The organism is Paraburkholderia ginsengiterrae, from assembly GCF_001645125.1.
GTDB classification, from domain to species: domain Bacteria; phylum Pseudomonadota; class Gammaproteobacteria; order Burkholderiales; family Burkholderiaceae; genus Paraburkholderia; species Paraburkholderia ginsengiterrae.
In genome coordinates this window covers 33,713-54,568 of the sequence record NZ_LXKA01000065.1, presented here as the reverse complement: position 1 = coordinate 54,568, position 20,856 = coordinate 33,713, and the positions used below count along the sequence as shown (strand labels likewise).

At 62.9% G+C, this 20,856-nt stretch carries 21 protein-coding genes; 8 read left to right on the top strand and 13 right to left on the bottom strand.

The genetic code is table 11. The features are described 5' to 3' along the window. Positions 1-310 precede the first annotated feature (310 nt). Complete coding sequence (locus A6V37_RS04620; RefSeq protein WP_064267536.1) at positions 311-1,435, top strand: 50S ribosomal protein L11 methyltransferase; 1,125 nt, start codon at positions 311-313, stop codon at positions 1,433-1,435. A 23-nt stretch (positions 1,436-1,458) separates the two neighbouring features. On the opposite strand, the gene A6V37_RS04615 is transcribed toward A6V37_RS04620, so the two are convergent. Continuing rightward, the gene (locus A6V37_RS04615; RefSeq protein ID WP_064267537.1) at positions 1,459-2,739 is read right to left on the bottom strand and encodes a TIGR03862 family flavoprotein; all 1,281 of its coding nucleotides are present in this window, start codon (positions 2,737-2,739) and stop codon (positions 1,459-1,461) included. Between the two features lie 380 nt (positions 2,740-3,119). On the opposite strand from A6V37_RS04615, the gene A6V37_RS04610 reads away from it, so the two are divergent. Further along, entirely contained in the window at positions 3,120-3,329 is a 210-nt protein-coding gene (locus A6V37_RS04610; protein ID WP_064267538.1) for a DUF1059 domain-containing protein, read from the top strand. Positions 3,330-3,421: 92 nt separating this feature from the next. Here A6V37_RS04610 and A6V37_RS04605 read toward each other — a convergent pair whose 3' ends face one another. Then, positions 3,422-3,742, bottom strand: a complete 321-nt coding sequence (locus A6V37_RS04605; protein WP_064267539.1) for a type II toxin-antitoxin system HicA family toxin — start codon at positions 3,740-3,742, stop codon at positions 3,422-3,424. 386 nt (positions 3,743-4,128) lie between these two features. On the opposite strand from A6V37_RS04605, the gene A6V37_RS04600 reads away from it, so the two are divergent. Then, on the top strand, positions 4,129-4,971 hold the full coding sequence (locus A6V37_RS04600) for a class I SAM-dependent methyltransferase (protein WP_064267540.1): 843 nt from the start codon (positions 4,129-4,131) through the stop codon (positions 4,969-4,971). 80 nt (positions 4,972-5,051) lie between these two features. Here A6V37_RS04600 and A6V37_RS04595 read toward each other — a convergent pair whose 3' ends face one another. Further along, positions 5,052-5,606, bottom strand: coding sequence for a DUF1415 domain-containing protein (locus tag A6V37_RS04595; RefSeq protein WP_064267541.1), 555 nt, complete (start codon positions 5,604-5,606; stop codon positions 5,052-5,054). A 93-nt stretch (positions 5,607-5,699) separates the two neighbouring features. Next, entirely contained in the window at positions 5,700-6,341 is a 642-nt protein-coding gene (locus A6V37_RS04590) for a TetR/AcrR family transcriptional regulator (protein ID WP_064267542.1), read from the bottom strand. A gap of 154 nt (positions 6,342-6,495) precedes the next feature. Between A6V37_RS04590 and A6V37_RS04585 the strand changes: the two genes are divergently transcribed. Continuing rightward, positions 6,496-7,779, top strand: coding sequence for an MFS transporter (locus A6V37_RS04585; protein ID WP_064267590.1), 1,284 nt, complete (start codon positions 6,496-6,498; stop codon positions 7,777-7,779). A 190-nt stretch (positions 7,780-7,969) separates the two neighbouring features. Continuing rightward, complete coding sequence (locus A6V37_RS04580; RefSeq protein ID WP_207547616.1) at positions 7,970-8,563, top strand: nitroreductase family protein; 594 nt, start codon at positions 7,970-7,972, stop codon at positions 8,561-8,563. Between the two features lie 55 nt (positions 8,564-8,618). Here the strand turns inward: A6V37_RS04580 and A6V37_RS04575 are convergent, their stop codons facing one another. Beyond that, positions 8,619-10,094 (bottom strand): MFS transporter, encoded by a 1,476-nt coding sequence (locus A6V37_RS04575; protein WP_064285813.1) that lies wholly within the window; start codon positions 10,092-10,094, stop codon positions 8,619-8,621. Positions 10,095-10,283: 189 nt separating this feature from the next. On the opposite strand from A6V37_RS04575, the gene A6V37_RS04570 reads away from it, so the two are divergent. Beyond that, entirely contained in the window at positions 10,284-11,534 is a 1,251-nt protein-coding gene (locus tag A6V37_RS04570) for an Hsp70 family protein (RefSeq protein WP_064267544.1), read from the top strand. 112 nt (positions 11,535-11,646) lie between these two features. On the opposite strand, the gene A6V37_RS04565 is transcribed toward A6V37_RS04570, so the two are convergent. Continuing rightward, complete coding sequence (locus A6V37_RS04565; RefSeq protein WP_007180251.1) at positions 11,647-11,850, bottom strand: cold-shock protein; 204 nt, start codon at positions 11,848-11,850, stop codon at positions 11,647-11,649. Between the two features lie 629 nt (positions 11,851-12,479). Here A6V37_RS04565 and A6V37_RS04560 point away from each other — a divergent pair. After that, complete coding sequence (locus A6V37_RS04560) at positions 12,480-14,075, top strand: APC family permease (RefSeq protein WP_064267545.1); 1,596 nt, start codon at positions 12,480-12,482, stop codon at positions 14,073-14,075. 128 nt (positions 14,076-14,203) lie between these two features. On the opposite strand, the gene A6V37_RS04555 is transcribed toward A6V37_RS04560, so the two are convergent. The 7 genes from A6V37_RS04555 to A6V37_RS04525 all read right to left on the bottom strand — a co-directional run bounded on the left by A6V37_RS04555 (position 14,204) and on the right by A6V37_RS04525 (position 20,394). Next, positions 14,204-14,989, bottom strand: coding sequence for a DODA-type extradiol aromatic ring-opening family dioxygenase (locus A6V37_RS04555; RefSeq protein ID WP_064285812.1), 786 nt, complete (start codon positions 14,987-14,989; stop codon positions 14,204-14,206). Positions 14,990-15,144: 155 nt separating this feature from the next. Continuing rightward, entirely contained in the window at positions 15,145-15,744 is a 600-nt protein-coding gene (locus A6V37_RS04550; RefSeq protein ID WP_064267547.1) for a UbiX family flavin prenyltransferase, read from the bottom strand. 67 nt (positions 15,745-15,811) lie between these two features. Further along, entirely contained in the window at positions 15,812-16,123 is a 312-nt protein-coding gene (grxD, locus tag A6V37_RS04545; RefSeq protein WP_064267548.1) for a Grx4 family monothiol glutaredoxin, read from the bottom strand. Positions 16,124-16,242: 119 nt separating this feature from the next. Then, entirely contained in the window at positions 16,243-17,121 is an 879-nt protein-coding gene (prmC, locus tag A6V37_RS04540) for a peptide chain release factor N(5)-glutamine methyltransferase (protein WP_064267549.1), read from the bottom strand. Between the two features lie 8 nt (positions 17,122-17,129). Then, on the bottom strand, positions 17,130-18,212 hold the full coding sequence (gene prfA / locus A6V37_RS04535) for a peptide chain release factor 1 (RefSeq protein WP_064267550.1): 1,083 nt from the start codon (positions 18,210-18,212) through the stop codon (positions 17,130-17,132). A gap of 121 nt (positions 18,213-18,333) precedes the next feature. Beyond that, the gene (gene hemA / locus A6V37_RS04530; RefSeq protein ID WP_064267551.1) at positions 18,334-19,620 is read right to left on the bottom strand and encodes a glutamyl-tRNA reductase; all 1,287 of its coding nucleotides are present in this window, start codon (positions 19,618-19,620) and stop codon (positions 18,334-18,336) included. Between the two features lie 63 nt (positions 19,621-19,683). Beyond that, the gene (locus A6V37_RS04525; protein WP_064267552.1) at positions 19,684-20,394 is read right to left on the bottom strand and encodes a response regulator transcription factor; all 711 of its coding nucleotides are present in this window, start codon (positions 20,392-20,394) and stop codon (positions 19,684-19,686) included. Positions 20,395-20,595: 201 nt separating this feature from the next. On the opposite strand from A6V37_RS04525, the gene A6V37_RS04515 reads away from it, so the two are divergent. Continuing rightward, positions 20,596-20,850 (top strand): hypothetical protein, encoded by a 255-nt coding sequence (locus A6V37_RS04515; protein ID WP_064267554.1) that lies wholly within the window; start codon positions 20,596-20,598, stop codon positions 20,848-20,850. Positions 20,851-20,856 lie beyond the last annotated feature (6 nt).

Genomic DNA, 20,856 nt, shown 5'->3' with positions numbered 1-20,856 from the left:
GCAGGACGGGCCGCTTGGGTGCCGTATCGGTGAGGCGCGGAACGGTCCAAAATCACCATATCTCTTTCACCTTGTCGATTTTGGACAATTAAGTCTACGGTGCGGCCTCCGGGAACGGTGAAAGCCCCGCCGCTTGGCGGTTTCACCGGCGTTAGCCAATGGTTCACCAACGAATAGCGCCCCGCGAACCCTGACGACAGAGGTAACATTCGGGCGTCAGTCGGCAACGCTATCCAGTACTCCGGCGGGCAACGCCCCCGACACCGCAGCCTTTCAGCGCGTCATTTCCGCCAACTCGACCCACCTCATCATGACCAGCCCTGCAACCATCACCTGGCCCGAAGCCGACGGTCCCCGCACCGCGCGTTGGCGCTCCGAAGCGGCCGTGCCGCCCCCCAAGCGCGTCGTCGTCGCGGATGACCGCACTACTGCCGACTCGGCCTACCGCCTTGCTTGCGAAGGGACGGCGCTACTGTGGAACGGCGACTTCCAGAACGCTCGCCAACTGTTGCAGGCGGTGACGCGACGGCTGGAGCGCAAGCCGCGCAAACAGGGCGAAACACCGCTGGACGCGTTCAACCTGCACCGGCAGGCGCAGTCGCAGCGCGCCCGCACGCTCGGCATGATCCTGATCCCTCTCGACGCCGAGTACGGTGTGCCGCTGCGCCGCGGGCCCGAGGTGCGCGAGGCTTGCATCGAAACCTATGGACCGGCGACCGGTGAGGCCTCGGTCGTGTCACTGCGCGAACTGCTCGGCCTGATCGGCGCGCACGAGTGGCGCAAGAAGGGCGTTGAGATTCCCGTGCTGGGCGAGCGTATCCATCCGCACTACGGCGTGTTTTCACCCGTGCGCGGCGAATATGTGGACCTCGTCGCGAATATGCCGTTGCCCTCGCTGAACAAGGCGTTCGATATCGGCACCGGCACGGGTGTCTTGTCCGTGCTGCTCGCGAGACGCGGCGTGAAGAAAATCGTCGCAACCGACCAGGACCCGCGTGCGCTTGCCTGTGCACAAGAGAACATCACTCGGCTGGGTTGCAACCAGCAGGTCGAGATCATGCAAGCGAATCTGTTTCCGGAGGGTCGTGCGCCGCTCGTCGTTTGCAATCCGCCGTGGGTGCCGGCCAGGCCCGCTTCGCCGATCGAATACGCGGTCTACGATCCGGACAGCCGCATGCTGCTCGGGTTCCTGAACGGCCTGGCGGAGCATCTGTCGCCGGGTGGCGAGGGCTGGCTGATCATGTCCGACTTCGCTGAGCACCTCGGCTTGCGCACGCGGGAATGGCTGCTCGACGCGATTGAGAAGGCTGGGCTGAGCGTGGTGGGCCGCGAGGACATTCGTCCGCGGCACCCCAAGTCAAGCGACGAAACCGATGCGCTGCACACGGCGCGCATGGCCGAAGTGACGTCGCTGTGGCGTCTCAAGGCGCGCTAATTCGAGCGAAGTGTTGTGCCGCGTCAGGTCGAGGCGCCGCGCGCCTTGACCTTGTCGAGATAGTCCGCTGCGCCGCGGCCCGCCACGAGGCCGCTGGCGAAACACGCCGTGAGCAGGTAGCCGCCCGTCGGCGCTTCCCAGTCGAGCATCTCTCCCGCGCAGAAGACGCCGGGCACATGCTCGATCATCAAATGCTCGTCGAGCGCTTCGAAGGGGATCCCGCCGGCGGTGCTGATCGCTTCCGCAATCGGACGGGCGCGCTTGAGCCGGATCGGCAGTGCCTTGATGGCGTGCGCGAGTCCTCGCGCGTCGGCGAAGGCTTCCTTCGACAGAATCTCGTGCAACAAAGCGAGTTTGACGCCGCCAATGCCGATTCTGCCGTGCAGATGACTCGACATCGAACGCGAGCCGCGCGGTCGTGTGACCTCATCGACGACCCGTTCGAGAGGCAAGCCTGGCGCGAGATCCAGCGAGATCGTGCAGTCACCGCCGGCCGCAATCTGCTCACGGATGACGGCCGACATCGCGTATATCAGACTCCCTTCCAGGCCGGTTTCGGTCAGAAGTATTTCACCTTGTCGATTGTGGACTTTTTTGTCTACATCGGTGAGCGTAATGGCTACCGGCTTGACCGGCTGGCCCGCGAAGCGCTCACGCAGATAAGGGCTCCAGTCCGCGTCGAAGCCGCAGTTCGCGGGTTGCAGGGGCGTCACCGGCACCTCGCGCGACGCCATCAGCGGCACCCACGCGGCATCCGAGCCGAGGCGCGGCCAGCTGGCGCCGCCAAGGGCGAACACCACGGCGTCGCAGGTCACGGCAAGCTCGCCTTCGGGCGTGACGAACCGGAGTGCATGCGTGGCGGTGCGCTCTGCTTCGGTGTCCCAGCCGGTCCACTTGTGGCGCATGTGAAAACGCACCCCGGCTTCTCTCAGCCGATGCAGCCACGCACGCAGCATGGGCGCGGCTTTCATGTCGGTGGGAAACACCCGTCCCGAACTGCCGACAAAAGTATCCACCCCCAGTCCGTGGCACCACGCGCGCAGGTCGTCAGGACTGAACGCGTCCAGCAGAGGCGCGATCTGCGGGCGGCGCGCGCCATAGCGGCCGAGAAACGGCTCGAGCGGTTCCGAATGCGTGATGTTCATGCCGCCTTTGCCCGCCATCAGGAATTTGCGGCCAACCGACGGCATGGCGTCATAGACGTCGACCTGCACGCCCTGCTGGGCGAGGGCCTCCGCGGCCATCAGGCCGGCAGGACCGCCGCCGATCACGGCGACGCAGGCGGAATCGAATGAGGATGACATGCGGACCTGCGGATGAGCGGAAGCGGCGGCACGCCAGGCTGACCGTGCAATCAGGCGGCGCGAAGGGCGCTATTTTCACACTGCGAGGAGCGCAGGGCAAACGCGCGGGCGGGCCGGCGGGCGGAAAAAAACAGAACTCGGGCGGTTCCGCATTGGCCGCGCATGCGTTGGCCTCGTCGCTCTTGACCCGTGCGAACTATACTTTTCGAACAGCTTCCATCGGACGCAGTTCGCGTCTTTCCCGCGTCGAACCACCACACTACCTATGTGCCCCGTGACGCTGCCGGAGTGTATTTCCGCCGCCGCGTCACGGCCGTCGACGTGGTTCAGGCGCCTGCTGTCTGCGTGGATGTCTGAACGTCTGGATCAAGGAGGCAGCCATGACCCGCAAATACATCGATTGTCGTGAGTTCCCAAGCGAAATGAACTGCACCGTGGCGCTATCCGCCGACACCGAGAGCGAATTGCTCGACGCAGCCGTGCAACACGCGGTTTCCGTGCATAAACATACCGATTCACCGGAACTGCGCTCGCAACTCAAGGCCCTGTTTCATGACGGTACGCCGCCGGCCGAAGCGCCGCGCGCATGAGAAGTCGTCTTCCGGGGATTGAGACGGTTCGCGCCGGCCTGTGCGAGCGGCACCTGGCCGCCCGCACAGGGCGTTACGTTTTTCGGGGTGTGCTAGCCGGGGTAAGCCTCGTCCACCTTGAGTCCGGCTAGTTTGAAGATGACTCGCAGCGTTTGTGGTTTGATGTCGCGCCGCGATGCGAGCGTGGTCATGACAAAGTCGAGCACTTTGGCGTACTTGAGCATGGTGAGACAGGTTTCCATGTCGACACTGCCATCGCGCATGACTTCGGCCAGACGGAGCATTTCGGTGGAAATATCGCGGGCCATTTCCAGTTCGAGTTGCTGCTTCTCGGACCAGGCTGGGGTGGCCAGCAACTTCGCCATCATTTCCTGAAATTTCTGTTCGACGTTTCCGTTGGGTACGGTATCCATTGCTGCCTCTTCTATTTTCCAGGCGCGCGTCCGGTTGATGTCTCGGCGCGCTGCTGGTTACGTAACGTTCGGCCCGTGTTCCGGGACCGTCCTCCCCACATGCACTCGGTTCGCGTGATCGAAGCCACAGTCGCCAGCGTCTTGTTTTAGGTGGCACGGCTTATGCCACTGGGGCCGAGCCGCCACTCAAGCTGTCTTTGCGCCACTCTGGATAAATCCCGCGTGGTGCATGTCTTGCAGGAAGTGTTCCAGGTTTATGTCATTTCTTGCATGGTTTGCACGGTCCCTCGGTAAGTCGGCCGCACTTTGGGTAAACTGGCAGCAACTTTTCCCTTTTTCCGTCACCTGTCGCACGTTCGCGTTGCAAAAGGTGGCGGCCTTCCCCGATGTCCAGCAAAACCCACGAAATCCGTCCTAACCAATCCGTCGAGCTGTTGAAGGAGCTTCACATCCTCACCCGCGACGGCAAGATGAACCAGGACAGCCGGCGCAAGCTGAAGCAGGTCTACCACCTGTTCCAGTTCATCGAGCCGCTGCTCAAGGATCTCCAGGACAAGCAGGGCGCCGTCACGCTCGTCGACCATGGGGCGGGCAAGTCATATCTAGGTTTTATCCTGTATGACCTTTTCTTCAAGGAAGTTCAGGCCGCAGCGGGTGGTGCTTCGCACATTTACGGCATCGAAACGCGCGAGGAGCTCGTCGCGAAGTCCGAGGAACTGGCTGCCCGGCTGGGTTTTAAGGGCATGTCGTTCCTGAACCTGTCAGTGGCGGAGTCCATTACGTCGGAGCGCTTGCCTGAGCGGATCGACATCGTGACGGCGCTGCATGCCTGCAATACGGCAACCGACGACGCGCTGCGCTTCGCTCTGGAAAAGAAGGCGAAGTACATCGTCGTCGTGCCGTGCTGTCAGGCCGAGGTGGCCGGGGTGTTGAAGCAGAACAAGGGCAAGTCGCTGGGGAATGCATTGACGGAGATCTGGCGGCATCCGTTGCATACGCGGGAATTCGGCAGCCAGATCACGAACGTGCTGCGGTGTTTGCAGCTCGAAGCGCACGGCTATCAGGTCAGCGTGACTGAGCTGGTGGGGTGGGAGCATTCCATGAAGAATGAACTCATCATTGCCCAGTACAAGGATCTGCCGAGGCGCCGTCCGGCCGAGCGCCTGAACGAGGTGATGGAAACGCTCGGGATCGAAGAGCTGAAAGAACGGTTCTTTGTGCCGGCCTGATCGGCTTGCCGGATTGGCTAGTCTTATCTGTCTCCCGCAGTGGCTAGTGACGAGCCACTGCGGACGAGCCACCGCTCGAATTATCTTTCCATCAACGCTTTCCAGCCGGCAAGGCCAATTCGGCGAAGCGTTTCCTGATTCCGCTCGTAAATATCTTCCGCCTCGGGGAACGCCTGGACGGCCCGTTCGATACTGTCCTCGCGCAGCAGATGCAGGATCGGATAAGGCGCGCGGTTCGTGTAATTTTCGATATCGTCAGGCTCGCTGTCTTCAAACTGATAAAGAGGATGAAAGCTGGCGATCTGAATCACGCCCTCGAGCCGGAGCTGCTTGAGCATGCGATCGGCGAAAAACAGGCAGTCGTTGTAGTCGAGAAAATCGCCGAGTGCTCGCGGCAGGATCAGCAGCGTCGTATCCACGGCTTGAGGATCGGCGGCGACCAGCGTCTGAAGCTCGGTTTCGAGGTCGCTAAGCACACCTTCCATGTCCTCGGCGTCGCTGACGGCGTAGCGGATCTGCCCCTTGACGTGCACGGCCTTGGCGAACGGACACAAGTTGAGTCCGATCACGGCCTCGGTCAGCCAGTGACGCGTAACGTCGACAACGGCATCGTGGGATTCGGCAGGCAGCGGCATGGCAGATAGCGCGGGGAATAAAGTCCTATTCTAACGGCGCGGAACTGCACCCCATCGCGACCTGCGCGAACCCGAAGCCGCCAGACAGAAAACTCACGGCGCCGGAGTCGTGCCGCAGGCGGCCGCAATCAACTGCGAGGCGACTTTCGGCGCGGCGAGAATCGGCCCGCACCCCGGACCGTAAGTCTGGCTGGCGGCGTACACGCCCTCGATGATCAAACCAAGCGCATTGGCCAGCGCTTCTGGATCGTCAGCGCCCGCCGCCGTGGTCAACTCGGTGAGCCGTGCCATCAAGCGTGTCTTGTTGCCAAACACGAACTGCCTCGCGGGATGCGCCGTGTCCGGAAACTCTACCGACACGTTCACAAAAGGACAGCCGCGATAGTCGTCAACCGACGCGCGCACCGCGAGGTCGTCGATATATTGCTGGAGTTGCCGAGCCGGCTCGCCGGGATGTTTGGCGAAGCTCTTTTCGACGTAATGGAAAAACTGCTCGTCCTTGCTATCCAGATAAGCCATGACCAGCTCGTCTTTCGACGAAAACTGGCGGTACAAACTCATCTTGTTCACGCCGGCGCGCTCGACCACCGCATCGACGCCCACGGCCCGTACGCCCTCGCGATAGAACAGTTCGTCCGCGGCGCGCAGCAAATGCTCCTGCGCTTGCGGTCCGGCCGTCTGTGCACCGCGCGTGCGCCGCGCGCCAGACGATTTAGGAGCTTCACTGTTGGACATGGATAGGCACCCGGACAGATTAATACCTTGACATGTTACCGAGCGGTAACTAATATCGCAACACCTATTGTGACAGATCAGTCACAAGTCCTTTACCGAAACTGTAAAAATGCGAGCGGCGCTACCGATGTGGATGGCGTCGATTGGAGAACCGATGAACTGGGCAGCGAAACTGATTGGCGGACGCTTCCACTACGGCTGGTTGACCGTCGCGGTGGTATTTCTGGTACTGCTGGCGGCGGCCGGCACACGCGCCACGCCTAGCGTGATGATGGTGCCGCTGGAACATCAATTCGGCTGGAGCCGCGCGACGATCTCGCTCGCGATCTCCGTGAACATCGCCCTCTACGGACTGATGGGGCCGTTTGCGGCGGCGGCCATGCAACGCTTTGGCGTACGCCCGACGCTGCTCGCCGCTCTCGGCACGATGGCTGCGGGCGTGGCGCTGTCTTCGCTGATGACCCACCCGTGGCAAATGGTGCTGATCTGGGGTGTGATGGTCGGGGGCTCGACAGGTGTCGCGGCGCTGTCGCTGTCGGCGACGGTGGTGACGCGCTGGTTCACCACGCACCGCGGGCTGGTCATGGGCATTCTCACGGCCAGTTCGGCCACCGGCCAGCTGGTATTCCTGCCGATGCTCGCGGCGATCGCCGAGCACTTCGGTTGGCGACAGGTCGTTTGGGTCGTGGCGATCGCCGCCGCGGTCGTGCTTCCGCTGGTGGCGTTCCTGCTGCCGGAGCGTCCGGCCGACATGAATCTGCGCCCGTACGGCGAACCGCACGACACGCCGCTCAACACGACCGTCACCAAACAGAATCCGCTGGCCATTGCTTTCGGCACGCTCGCCATGGCAAGCAAATCCCGCGACTTCTGGCTGCTGTTCTTCAGCTTCTTTATCTGTGGCGCGAGCACCAATGGCTATGTCGGCACCCATCTGATCGCGATGTGCGGCGACTATGGGATGACGGAAGTGCAGGGCGCGTCGCTCCTCGCCGCTATGGGTATCTTCGATCTGTTCGGCACGACGCTCTCGGGCTGGCTGTCGGATCGCTTCAATAGCCGGGTCTTGCTGTTCTGGTACTACGGCCTGCGCGGTTTGTCGCTGATGTATCTGCCGCACGCGTTCGGCATCGACTTCTTTGGCCTGCCGCTGTTCGCCGTGTTCTACGGCCTCGACTGGATCGCCACGGTGCCGCCTACCGTGCGTCTGGCGACGGACGCCTTCGGCAAAGAGTCGGCGCCGGTGGTGTTCGGCTGGGTGGTGGCCGGCCACCAGCTTGGCGCGGCGTTCGCCGCGCTGGGCGCGGGCATGCTGCGGGCGAGCCTCGGCACCTATACGGTCGCTTCGATGATTTCCGGCGGCCTGTGCCTCGTGGCCGCGGTGATCGTGCTGCGGATCAACCGGCCCGCCAAGGTGCCGGAACCGCAAGCCGTATAAAACGCGATAAAGGACGCGCGCCGGTTCAGGGCGCGCCAGAAATACGGCTCCGTAGGGGGCCGTTTTGCCATGGCGGCCGGCGATGAAACAATCTGCCAGCGTGTTGGCGCACGCGCTCTTCGAAGGCCGGTTATTCTATGTGGCCCCGGGCAGTTGCCCGTCGATCATGAATTTCGACCGAGAGAAGCGCATGACCAACAAACCCGCCCCTACCGCAGTTGCCATTCACGACCTGATTGCAGGCCGCTGGAGCCCGCGCGCGTATTCGAGCAAGCCGGTGAGCCGCGAGCATCTCCAGTCGGTGCTCGAAGCGGCACGCTGGGCGCCGTCGTCGTATAACGCGCAGCCGTGGCGGTTCCTCGTATTCGACCGCAGCGTCGACGAAGTGTCGTTCAAGCAGGCATTTGCCACGCTGGTGCCGTTCAACCAGGGGTGGAATGCACCGGCGCCGGTGCTGATCGCGGTGACCACGCATACGCTCACCAACAAGGGCGACGTGAATCGTTGCGCAGCGTACGACGCGGGCGCCGCGGCCATGTCGCTCGTTCTGCAGGCTCACGCGCTCGGCCTCGCCGCGCACCAGATGAGCGGGTTCGATCCGAATGCGTTCCGCACCGCGTTCAAGCTGCCGAGCGACGTCGAAGTGATCGCGATTATTTCGCTTGGCCACTACGGCGACGTCGAGAAGCTGGATCCGGTGTTGCGCGAACGCGAGAAGTCGGTGCGTCAGCGTTTGCCGCTGGCAGACATTGCCTACGGCGGCGGTTGGAAGGCGGCGTTCTAAGCAATTCGCCGTCCTTGCGGTGAACAAAAACGCGCAGCAATGACTGCGCGTTTTTTTATTCCGCGCTGTCCGCGACGCTCGACAGCGGCGCGGCGACGCTCTCCAGCGGCTTGCGTTCCGCGTCCACGCCCCAGATCGCCGCGATCACCGCGGCCGCAAGCATCAGCCCCGAACCGACCAGGTAGCCCGAGAACACCGCGCTGCGCTGCTGCGTATCGATCAGCCTGCCGAAGAACGCCGGGCCGGCGATGCCGCCGAGCGCCGTGCCAAACGCGTAGAAAATAGCAATCGCCAGCGCACGGATCTCCAACGGAAACGATTCGCTGACCGTCAGGTAGGCCGAGCTGGCTGCCGCCGACGCAAAGAAGAAAATCACCATCCACGCAATGGTCTGCGTCACCACGTCGAGCATCTGCTGCTCGAACAGGTAGCCACTCAGCGTCAGCAGGATCCCGGAGAGCGCGTACGTTGTTGCGATCATCTTGCGCCGCCCGATCACGTCGAAGAGCCGGCCGAGCAGCAGCGGTCCGAGGAAGTTGCCGAGTGCGAAGGGCAGCAGATACCAGCCTATGTGGTCGCCCGGCACCTGATAGAAATCGGTGAGCACCAGCGCATAGGTGAAAAAGATCGCGTTGTAGAAGAACGCCTGCGCGGTCATTAGCGACAGGCCGACCAGCGCGCGCTGCCGGTGCACATTGAACAGTGTGTGGAAGACCTCGCGCAGCGGCGTATGTCCGCGGGCGCGCAGACGCAGCAGGTGGAGGTCGCGGTCGGAAAGTGCGTGGCCTGCGCCGCGAAAGCGGGTTTCGATGCCTTCGACGATCTGGCGCGCGTCGCGCTCGTTGCCGTGCGTGAGCAGCCAGCGCGGGCTTTCGGGCACCCAGATGCGCATCGGCAGGATGCCCAGCGCGAGCACCGCGCCCACGAAGAAGCAGGCGCGCCAGCCCCAGTCCGCCGGCAGCAGATGCGGTTCGAGCAGCACCAGCGAGCCGGCGGCGCCAATCGCCGCGCCAACCCAGAACGTGCCGTTAATGCCCAGGTCGGTCCAGCCGCGCACGCGTGCTGGCGTGAACTCCTGGATCGTGGAATTGATCGCCGTGTATTCGCCGCCTATGCCCGCGCCGGTCAGGAAGCGAAACAGCAGAAAGCTGGCCAGATTCCACGAAAAGGCCGTTGCCGCGGTGGCCGCCAGATAGACGGCAAGCGTGATGAAGAACAGCTTGCGGCGGCCGAGCCGGTCGGTCATCCAGCCGAACACCAATGCACCCAGAACCGCGCCCGCGATGTAAGCGCTGCCGGCGAGACCCACATCGGCGTTACTGAAACGCAGCGCCGGACTCGATTTCAACGCACTTGCCACCGCGCCGGCCAGCGTGACCTCCAGGCCGTCGAGCAGCCACGTGACGCCCAGCGCCACCACGAGCAGCGAGTGAAACCGGCCCCAGGGCAATCGGTCGAGCCGCGCGGGCAGATCCGTTTCGAGTACAGTGGCTGTTCTTTCGTGGGCAGCAGCGGTGGGCGGCGCGCTCATTGCGTGAAGTCTCCTCGATCCCGAAAATTGGCGGCGTATCCTGTCGAAATGAGCAATTTTCATTCCGCCGAAGTGCGCTTTGGCGCGATTGCGGGCGTCTCGAAAGCGTTAGTTGATGCTGATCGGGCTTTCGTGATACAAAGCCGCTCCCCTTTCTGTCCGCGCCAGCCGTGAGCGGCGATTCCTGCCATGAACTATTGCGCGATTGACTTCGGTACTTCCAACTCGGCCGTGGCCGTTCCTGATGGCGCTCAGCTCAGGCTCGCGCCGGTCGAAGGCAACTACACGACGCTGCCCACTTCCGTCTTTTTCAATACCGACGAAAACACCCGCGAATTCGGGCGAGCCGCGCTGGAAGCGTACATCGACGGTTTCGACGGCCGCCTGATGCGCTCCATGAAGAGCATTCTCGGCTCGCCGCTCGCGGAAAACTCGACCGATCTGGGCGACGGCTCCGCAATCAAATACACGGACGTGATCGCGATTTTTGTCGATCACCTCAAACGCTCGGCCGAAAAAAGCGCCGGCGGTCCGATCAATCGCGCCGTGCTGGGCCGCCCGGTGTTTTTTGTCGACGACGACCCGCGTGCCGATCAGATGGCGCAGCAGCAGCTCGAGGCTGCCGCGCGTTCGGTCGGTCTGCAGGAGATTCACTTCCAGTATGAGCCGATCGCGGCCGCGTTCGACTACGAGTCGCATCTGACGGAAGAGGGGCTCGTGCTGGTGGCCGACATCGGCGGTGGTACTTCGGACTTTTCGCTGGTGCGGGTCGGCCCGCAGCGCATGAAGCGCGTGGAGCGCAAGGACGACGTGCTGGCCCACCACGGCGTGCACGTCGCGGGCACGGACTTCGACCGCCGCGTCGAGCTGGCGACGATTCTGCGCGAACTCGGCTACCAGGCGCTGGATCCCGAGGGCCGGGAGATTCCGAACCGGATCTATTTCGATCTGGCGACGTGGCACCTGATCAACACCGTCTATTCGCCCAAGCGTGTCAGCGAACTCGCGCTGATGCGGCACCTGTTCACCGAGCTCAAGCATCACGATCGCCTGATGCGCGTCGTGGAGCGGCGCCTGGGCCATGCGCTGGCAGCGCACGCGGAAGAGGCCAAGATCGGCGTGGCGGCGGGCGGCGAGACCATCATCGATCTCGACGCAGTGGAAGACGATCTGCGGCTCGCGTTCGACGAAGTGCAGCTCATCAAGGCCGGGCAGGACGAAACGCTGCGCATCGTGCAGGCGGCGCGCGATACGGTGCAAGCCGCCGGTGTGGCGCCGCGCGACGTCAACGCGATTTATTTCACCGGCGGCTCGACCGGTCTGGCGTTTCTGTCAGGGGCACTGGCGGCGGCATTTCCCGACGCCAAAGCGGTATTTGGCGACCGTCTCGCGAGTGTTGCAACAGGACTCGGTATTCACGCGCGACGGGTGTTTGGATAACCCATACTCGGCTCATCGCATGCCGCGAAGATAATCGCCATGTTCAGTCGCAATAGATATAAAAAAACCCCGCCGAGGCGGGGTTTTTTGCGTCCAGAAGGAAGCGTGTTGCTTACACCGGCTTGATGTTAGCAGCTTGCTTGCCCTTCGGGCCCGTCTTCACTTCAAACGTAACCTTTTGGTTTTCTTGCAGCGTCTTGAAGCCTTCCGTGCGGATTTCCGAGAAATGCGCGAACAGATCTTCGCCGCCGCCGTCCGGCGTGATGAAGCCAAAGCCCTTTGCGTCATTGAACCACTTGACGGTACCGGTTTCCATATTACTTGTTCCTAAAGATGGTAAATAAGGCCGAAGCCCAGAGGGTGCATGAAAATCAAGGAAGGGGGTAATGGGACCAACCGGAGTACCGTTGATGGGCGAACTACGAAAGACCAATTCACTCGCCGCTTGAAATCCTGCCCGAACGTTATACGGCGATTTTGAGAGAAGGTCAACACTCAACCCCCAACTTTACGAATTTTCAGCCGCTGGGCGCAAAAGTTGCTTACAAACCTTGCTGTTCATCTGAATTTTTTGCTAGGGAGAACCCTTAGTTTCGCTGCAGCGAACGGGTGCAACCGTTAAACTACGCGCCGCGCGTCGGTTGCACCTGATTGGTACGACCCGTCGCGCATAGATGCGCGTCACCCGTCTCCAACGCCACAAGCGTGTCACGTGGTGCCGACATGGTATTGCTACAAACTTGCATGGGGCTGGAGACGGTGTTAAAGCACTAACTCCGGCCGACACACGGTGTAAGGGGCTAGAGGGTGTTACAGCGCTAACTCTGGCCGACACACGATGTATGGGGTCGGAGTAAGCGTTAAAGCGCTAACTCCGACCGACATACTATGTATGGGGCCAGAGTAAGCGCTAAAGCGCCAACTCTGGCCGACACAGGAGAAGACGTGAAAAGTTCTATACAACGGAACATCGGGCCGTTCGCGCTGATGTTGACCGGTCTGGGTTCGATCATCGGATCGGGCTGGCTGTTCGGCGCGTGGAAGGCTGCAAAAATTGCGGGTCCGGCCGCCATTTGCGCTTGGATTATCGGCGCGGTGGTGATTCTCGCGATCGCATTGACCTACGCGGAACTCGGCGCGATGTTCCCGGAGTCCGGCGGCATGGTGCGCTACGCGCGCTATTCGCACGGCGCGCTGGTCGGCTTTATCAGCGCCTGGGCCAACTGGATCGCCATTGTCTCGGTGATTCCCATCGAGGCGGAAGCCTCCATTCAGTACATGAGCACGTGGCCCTATCCTTGGGCGCATGCGCTGTTCGTGGATGGCTCGCTAACCACTAACGGGTTATTGCTGTCCGCGGCGCTCGTGATCATTTACTTCATGCTCAACTATTGGGGTGTGAAGCTGTTCGCGCGGGCCAACTCGGCGATCACGATCTTCAAGTTCCTGATTCCGGGCGCGACGATCCTTGGTTTGATGCTGACGGGCTTCCACAAGGAAAACTTCGGCCAAGTCAGCAATTTCGCGCCGTACGGCTGGTCGGCGGTGCTGACCGCGGTGTCGACGAGCGGCATTGTGTTCGCCTTCAACGGTTTCCAGAGCCCGATCAACCTTGCCGGTGAAGCGCGCAACCCGGCCAAGAGCGTGCCGTTCGCGGTGATCGGCTCGATCCTGCTGGCGCTGGTGATCTACGTGCTGCTGCAGGTCGCCTATATTGGCGCGGTGAATCCGAGCGACGTGATGAAGGGCTGGAGCCACTTCAACTTCGCTTCGCCGTTCGCGGAACTCGCGATCGCGCTGAACCTGAACTGGCTGGCGATCCTGCTGTACATCGACGCCTTCGTGAGCCCGAGCGGCACCGGCACGACCTACATGGCGACCACCAGCCGCATGATCTACGCAATGGAGCGCAACAACACGATGCCGAAGATGTTCGGCAACGTGCACCCGTTCTACGGCGTGCCGCGTCAGGCGATGTGGTTCAACCTGCTGGTGTCGTTCATCTTCCTGTTCTTTTTCCGCGGCTGGAGCTCGCTGGCAGCGGTGATCTCGGTGGCGACCGTGATCTCGTACCTGACCGGCCCGATCAGCCTGATGGCTCTGCGCCGCGCGGCGACGGATCTCGAGCGTCCGCTGCATATTCCGGGCATGAAGATCATTGCGCCGTTCGCGTTCGTCTGCGCGTCGCTGATCCTGTACTGGGCAAAGTGGCCGCTGACCGGCGAAATCATTCTGCTGATGGTCGTGGCGCTGCCGGTGTACTTCTACTTCCAGGCGAAGTCGGGTTTTGCCGGCTGGGGGCGCGATCTGAAGGCCGCATGGTGGCTGGTGGCCTATCTGCCGATCATGGCAATTCTGTCGCTGATCGGCAGCAAGCAATTCGGCGGTCATAACCTCATTCCCTACGGCTGGGACATGCTGGTGGTCATCGCGTTTTCGCTGGTGTTCTACTACTGGGGTGTGAATAGCGGCTACCGCTCCGAATACCTGGACGAGCGTGGCGAACATGACGAAGTGCTCGAAGGCATAGGCGCACACTAAGTCGCAGCATTGAATCCGCCGGCGGATCGCAGTTGAGCCCCGGCGCAAAAAAAGCCCGCCTGAGCGCTAGCTCACAGGCGGGCTTTTTCTTTACCGGCAGCTTCGACGCCGTCGGTTCGCGGTGCCGGTCAGGCCGTGCCGAACACGTAATTCGTCATGGCGAGCGAGCGCTGATAAGTCCCAAGTGACTGGATGGCGAGCGAATAATCGTCGTCCGCCGCACCCAGGGCGGCGAACACCGGCAGCAGATGCTCGTCGGTCGGATGCATCAGCACCGCATGCGGCGCCTGGCGACGATAGTCGAGCAGCGCGTCGATGTCGTGCGCGGCAAGCTTTTCCTCGAACCAGTTTGTGAATTCGACGACACGCGGATCGGCATCTTCCGGGCGCGCCGAGAAGTCGGCGGCGCGCAGGTTATGCGTGATCTGGCCGGAGCCGATCACCATCACGCCGTCGTCTTGCAGCGAGCGCAGCGCCCGGCCGACGCGGAAGTGATGCGCCGCGTCCATGTGCGGCTGGATCGACAACTGGGCGACGGGCACGTCGGCTTGCGGGAACATGAGCAGCATGGGCACCCACGCGCCGTGATCGAGACCATGCGGCTCGACATCCGTGAGGACGCCGTGCTCGCCGAGCAGCACGGCGGCGCGGCGCGCCACCTCGGGCGCGCCCGGCGCCGGGTACTGAATCTCGTACAGCTGACGCGGAAAGCCGTAGAAATCGTGGATGGTTTCCGGCGCCGTGGCAATGCTCGCCACGGGTTGCGCCGTGCCCCAGTGGGCCGACAGCATCAGGATCGATTCCGGGCGGGGCAGTTGGGCGCTCAGCACGCCGAATTCCGCCGACGGCAGCGACGGGTCGATCGGCAACGTAGGCGCGCCGTGGGACAGGAAAAGCGAAGGTAAGCGGGTCATGGCGGCAGCACTGCCGCGATGGCGCGGCGTAGAGATTGGATAACTACCAATATAGATCCGCACCCATGTTTGATAAACGGGTGAAGGCGGAATTGATTGTGTCGCTGTTGTTGTTAATCCGTTCGTGCCGGACAATGCGACGGCGCCAGTAAAAGCTAGTCCTGCGTGCCGCGCAGCCCGGTCCAGGCCGGCGAAAGAGCCGGCCCCAGCGCGAACAGATCCAGTACCCGCGCCACGGTGTGATCGACCATTTCGTCGATCGAGCTGGGTTGGTTGTAGAAGGCGGGCACGGGCGGAAAGATCACGCCGCCCATTTCGGTGACGGCCGTCATATTGCGCAGATGCGCCAGATTGAACGGCGTTTCGCGCACGAGCAGCACGAGCCGGCGGCGCTCCTTGAGCGTGACGTCGGCGGCGCGGGTGATCAGGTTGTCGGAGAGGCCGTGCGCCACGCTCGCGAGTGTTCTCATCGAGCACGGCGCGACGATCATGCCCTCGGTGGCGAACGAGCCCGACGCAATGCTCGCGCCGACATCGCGCACCGAATGGACGACATCCGCGAGGGGATGCACGTCTTCCTTGCTCAACTGGAGTTCGTGCTGGATATTGAGCCAGCCTGCGCTCGAAATCAGCAGATGGCTCTCGACGCCGCCCAGCCTGCGCAGCGTTTCGAGAATCCGGACGCCGTAGATGGCGCCGGTCGCGCCAGTGATGGCGACGATCAGCCGACGTGGCGCCGCAGCGCGTGTTTCCATGGCTCGCGGCGCCTTATGCGAAGAAATGCGGGAAGAAACCCGGGGGCAAACGGTCAGTGGTGACCGTTCAGGCCGCGGCGAACAGTTGTTGCAGTTCGCCCGATTCGTACATTTCCATCATGATGTCCGAGCCGCCGATGAATTCACCCTTCACGTACAGCTGCGGAATGGTCGGCCAGTTCGAAAATTGCTTGATGCCCTGGCGGACTTCGTCGTCTTCGAGGACGTTGACGGTTTTGAATTCGCCGACGCCGCACGCCTTCAGGATCTGGATGGCGCGGCCCGAAAAGCCGCACATCGGGAACTGGGCGCTGCCCTTCATGAAGAGCACGACATTGTTGTCGTCGACGATTTGCTTGATGCGTTGTTGCGTATCCATGACTGACCTTGCGGTTCCGTGATGTGTAAAGAATAGGCTGAAATGATAGCGGATTTCAGTAACAACGGCCGACGGCCGCATTGTCCGTTCGTCGCTTGTGGGTATTCAGGTCATGCAGATTAGCCGGCCACCTCAGCCGCGCCGGCGTACAGCCCGCCACTGATCCGCTCGATGCCGGCGAGATCCCGCTCCGAGCGGACTTGCGCGAAACCTTGCGCGGCGAGCATCGCGCGCACTGTTTCAGCCTGATCGTAGCCATGTTCGATCCACAATGCGCCATTGGCGGCGAGCCGCGCAGGCGCGCCCGCAATGATCACGCGGATCGCGCTGAGGCCGTCTGCTTCGTCAGTGAGCGCACCGCGCGGCTCGAAGCGCAGATCGCCCTCCGACAAATGCGGGTCGCCGCTCGCGATATACGGCGGATTGCTCACGATCACGTCAAACCGGCGCGTGGCGTCGAGCGAGCCGTACCAGTCGCCTTGGGTCAGCTCCACGGCGCCGCCGGGGCGCTTTACGTCGAGTAGCCGGGCGGCATTGCGCGTGGCGACTGCCAGCGCCTCGGCCGAACGATCGACAGCGCAGACTTGCGCATCGGGCCGCATCGACGCGATGGCCACCGCTATCGCGCCGGTGCCCGTGCCGAGATCGAGCACACGAGGCCGCGAGATGTGCTCCATTGCCGTCAGCGCGGTTTCGACCAGCAATTCGGTTTCGGGCCGCGGAATCAGCACGTGCGGCGTGACTTCGAAATCCAGCCCGTAGAACTCCCGCGCGCCGACGAGCTGCGCCACCGGTTCGCCGGCGAGGCGCCTTGCCTCCAGCGCCCGGTAACGCTCGACGCCCGCACTGTCGAGCGGTTCGTCACTGCGCGTAATGAGCTGCGTGGGACGCCAGCCGAGCACATGCGTGAGCAGAATGCGCGCTTCGAGCGGTGGCAGCGGCGAGGCGCGCAATAGCGCGGCGGGTGTGTCCGGCGTGGCGGATGTGGCCGATGTCATGGGCGCGCTTAATCCGCGTCGCCCAGAGAGGCCAGCAACTCCGCCTGGTGCTCGCTGACGAGCGCTGCGATCAACTCGTCGAGCTCGCCGTCCATGATCCCGTCGAGACGGTACAGCGTCAGGTTGATGCGGTGATCCGTGAGACGCCCTTGCGGGAAGTTGTAGGTGCGAATCCGCTCCGAGCGGTCGCCCGAGCCGATCAGGCTCTTGCGGGTGGCGGCTTCCTTCGCCTGCTGCTCGTGCGACTGCTTGTCCTTGATGCGCGCGGCCAGCACTTTCAGCGCGCGGTCCTTGTTCTTGTGCTGCGAACGGTCGTCCTGACATTCGACGACGATACCGGTCGGCAAGTGCGTGACGCGCACCGCGGAATCGGTCTTATTGATGTGCTGGCCGCCCGCGCCGGACGCGCGGAACGTGTCGATGCGCAGATCGGCCGGATTGATCTCGACTTCGCCGATTTCGTCCGCTTCGGGCATGACCGCCACCGTGCAGGCGGAGGTGTGGATGCGCCCCTGCGTTTCGGTGGCCGGCACGCGCTGTACGCGATGGCCTCCCGACTCGAACTTGAGTTTCGAATAGGCGGCTTCGCCGGCGATCCGCACGATCACTTCCTTGTAGCCGCCGAGGTCCGACTCGCTCGCCGACATCATCTCGACCTGCCAGCGGTTGCGCTCGGCAAAGCGCAGGTACATGCGCAGCAGGTCGCCCGCGAACAGCGCGGATTCGTCGCCGCCGGTACCGGCGCGGATTTCGACGAAGATGTTGCGGTCGTCGTTCGGGTCCTTCGGCAGCAGCATTTTTTGCAACTCGGCGCCGAGTTTGTCCATGCGCTCGCGCGCCGCGCGAATTTCTTCTTCGGCGAAGTCGCGCATCGAGGCGTCGGTCAGCAACTCCTGCGCGGTGGCCGCGTCGGTCATGGCCTGGCGCCACAGCGCGTAGTGCTCGACCACGGGCCCGAGTTCGGCGTGTTCCCGCGTGAGCTTGCGGTATTGGTCGAGATTCGAGGTGATGTCCTCGCGGCTCAACAGATCGTTCAGTTCGGCCAGCCGGGTAGTGAGCTGGTCGAGCTTGCGTTGCATGCTCGTTTTCATCGGACGGGTATCGGAGCGGGCTCCGGGAAGGACTGCAACTAGGGGAGTGGGCAGATGCTTTGGTCAGAAGCACGTCGCGGGCCACTTGTGGGTGGTCCGGACAGCGGCGGTGGCTGCGCCGCTAACGCTCCGTGGAGCCGGAGTGTTTGTAGAAACCGCCCATCAATTCGATGAGCGTGTCACGGTTCTCGCTGCTCGCGCGATTGAGCGCGTGCGTGGGACCGTGGATCAGCTTGTTGGTCAGAGCTTGCGACAGCGCTTCGAGCACCGCGGCTGGATCGTCGCCGCGCGCGAGCATCTTCTGTGCGCGTTCGACTTCGGCGCGGCGCAGCACGTCGGCCTGGGTGTGCATGTGGCGGATCACCGGCACGATGCTGCGGGCGTCGAGCCACTGCATGAAATTCTGCACGCGCGTTTCGATGATCGCTTCGGCCTGCGCGACGGCAGCTTGCCTCGACGCGTTGCCTTCACGCACGATCGCGCCGAGGTCGTCGACGGTGTACAGGAACACGTCTTCGAGCTGGCCGACTTCGGGTTCGATGTCGCGCGGAACGGCCAGATCGACCATGAAAATCGGCCGGTGACGGCGCGCTTTCACGGCCCGCTCTACCGCGCCCAGACCGATGATCGGCAAGGTGGAAGCGGTGCACGAAACGATGATGTCGAACTCGTGCATGCGCGACGGCAGTTCCGACAGCGGAATGGCCCGGCCGTTGAAGCGCTCGGCGAGGCGCGCGCCTCGCTCGGCCGTACGGTTGGCGACCACGAGTTCGCGCGGTTGCTGCGCCGCGAAGTGCGTGGCGCAAAGCTCGATCATTTCGCCCGCCCCGATGAACAGCACGCGCTGCTTCGAGATCTTGTCGAAAATCCGCTGGGCGAGGCGCACGGCAGCGGCGGCCATCGAAACCGATTGCGCGCCGATTTCCGTCGTGCTGCGCACTTCCTTCGCCACGGCGAAGGTGCGCTGAAACAATTGGTTCAGATACGTGCCGAGCGCGCCGGCTTCGGACGCGGTACGCACCGCATCCTTCATTTGTCCGACAATTTGCGTCTCGCCGAGCACCATCGAATCGAGCCCCGACGCGACGCGAAACGCGTGGCGCACGGCTTCCGACTGCGGCAACGCGTAGACGTGCGGCGCCAGTTCCTCGATGGGCAGATTGTGATACTTCGAGAGCCACTGGATCGCGGCTTCACGCGCGGCCTGGTCGTCGGTCGCGCAGTAGAGTTCGGTGCGGTTGCAGGTGGACAGAATTGCCGCTTCCGGCGCGGTACTGGCGCTAGGGCCAAGCCAGATGCTCTTGAAGGTGTCCAGTGCCGGCTTGATCTGTTCGAGCGGAAACGCCACGCGTTCGCGCAAGGCGACAGGCGCAGTGTGGTGATTGATTCCGATCGTTAGAAGCTGCATTTGTGGGAGCTATGGTTTAGCCCAATATTATAGCGTTTCCACAATTCGTACATTGTGCGCGCGTTATACGGCCTCCACAACGGCTTCGCTCGGGATCGCGTCGAGTTGGTAGCCGTAGCCGTAAAGTGGCGTCAGACAGTAGCCGTGCTCGGGGTGAAGCTGCAATTTGCTCCGCACCCGCGAAGCATGGGTATCAACAGTACGCGACGTTACGCCACGGCGGCGCGTCCAGATGTTATCCAGAATATGCGCGCGCGACACGGGCCGCGACAGATTGCTGAACAGCAGCAGCGCCAGGCGGAACTCCTTCGGCGTGAGCGAGACCGTGCGATCGCGGAACGTGACGGCGAACTGCGCCGAGTCGAACCTGTAGCCGCTGATCAAATCGTGCCGCCGGTTGGGTGGCCGGCGCAAGCCCGCGCGGCGTAGAAGCGCTTCCATCCGGGCCAGCATCTCGGGACCGCGCACCGGTTTGGCCAGGCAGTCGTCGGCGCCGGCATGCAGCGCCGCGACGATCTGGCTTTCGCGCGGCGCCGACATCAGCACGATCACCGGCAAGCTCGGCAGGATCGCGCGGGCGCGTGGGATGACGTCTTCGGCACTATGGTCGCCAGCCCAGCTCTCGGTGATGAGAAGATCGAAGAATTCGTCGGTGGCGTGATTCAGGAACGTGGCGCTCGCCGTGAAGTGCTGGCACAGATGGCCGGCGGCGAAGATCAACCGGCAGACCAGCTTGGCGTGCCGCACGTCCGGCTCGATAAGGGCGATTCGCATGATGCGCTTTCAGCCTGGCAATGACCGGGAATCGTTTATCCGTAAGGCTTACAACTTGCCTAACATCACCCCGACCCCTAAACTCAACCGCTGTGCGGAAAGCGCCATGCTGACTTTAATAGTTAATGAGACAAAAATGCTAGCTGTCCAGGTCCCTTGCGCCCATGAGACGAATCTGAAACTGCGCGGGGCTGGCCGGTAATGGGGTGGGCCGGCATCGTCGTGCTGGGAGCGGTGATCGGCCTCGCGGGGTGGTGGCTGCATCCGCTGCGGCGTTCGAGCCGCGCCCGCTGGTGGATGGCGATGCTGGCGGGCGTGCTGGGCGCGGCTTTCGCGCTGATGGCCGGCAACGTCGTCGGCCTCTTTCACGATGGTGATACGCTTGAGTGGCCGGCGTGCACCGCTGTCGCGTTGATCTCCGTTGCCGTGACGGTCGGCTTGCTTTCCCGTCGATGAATATTT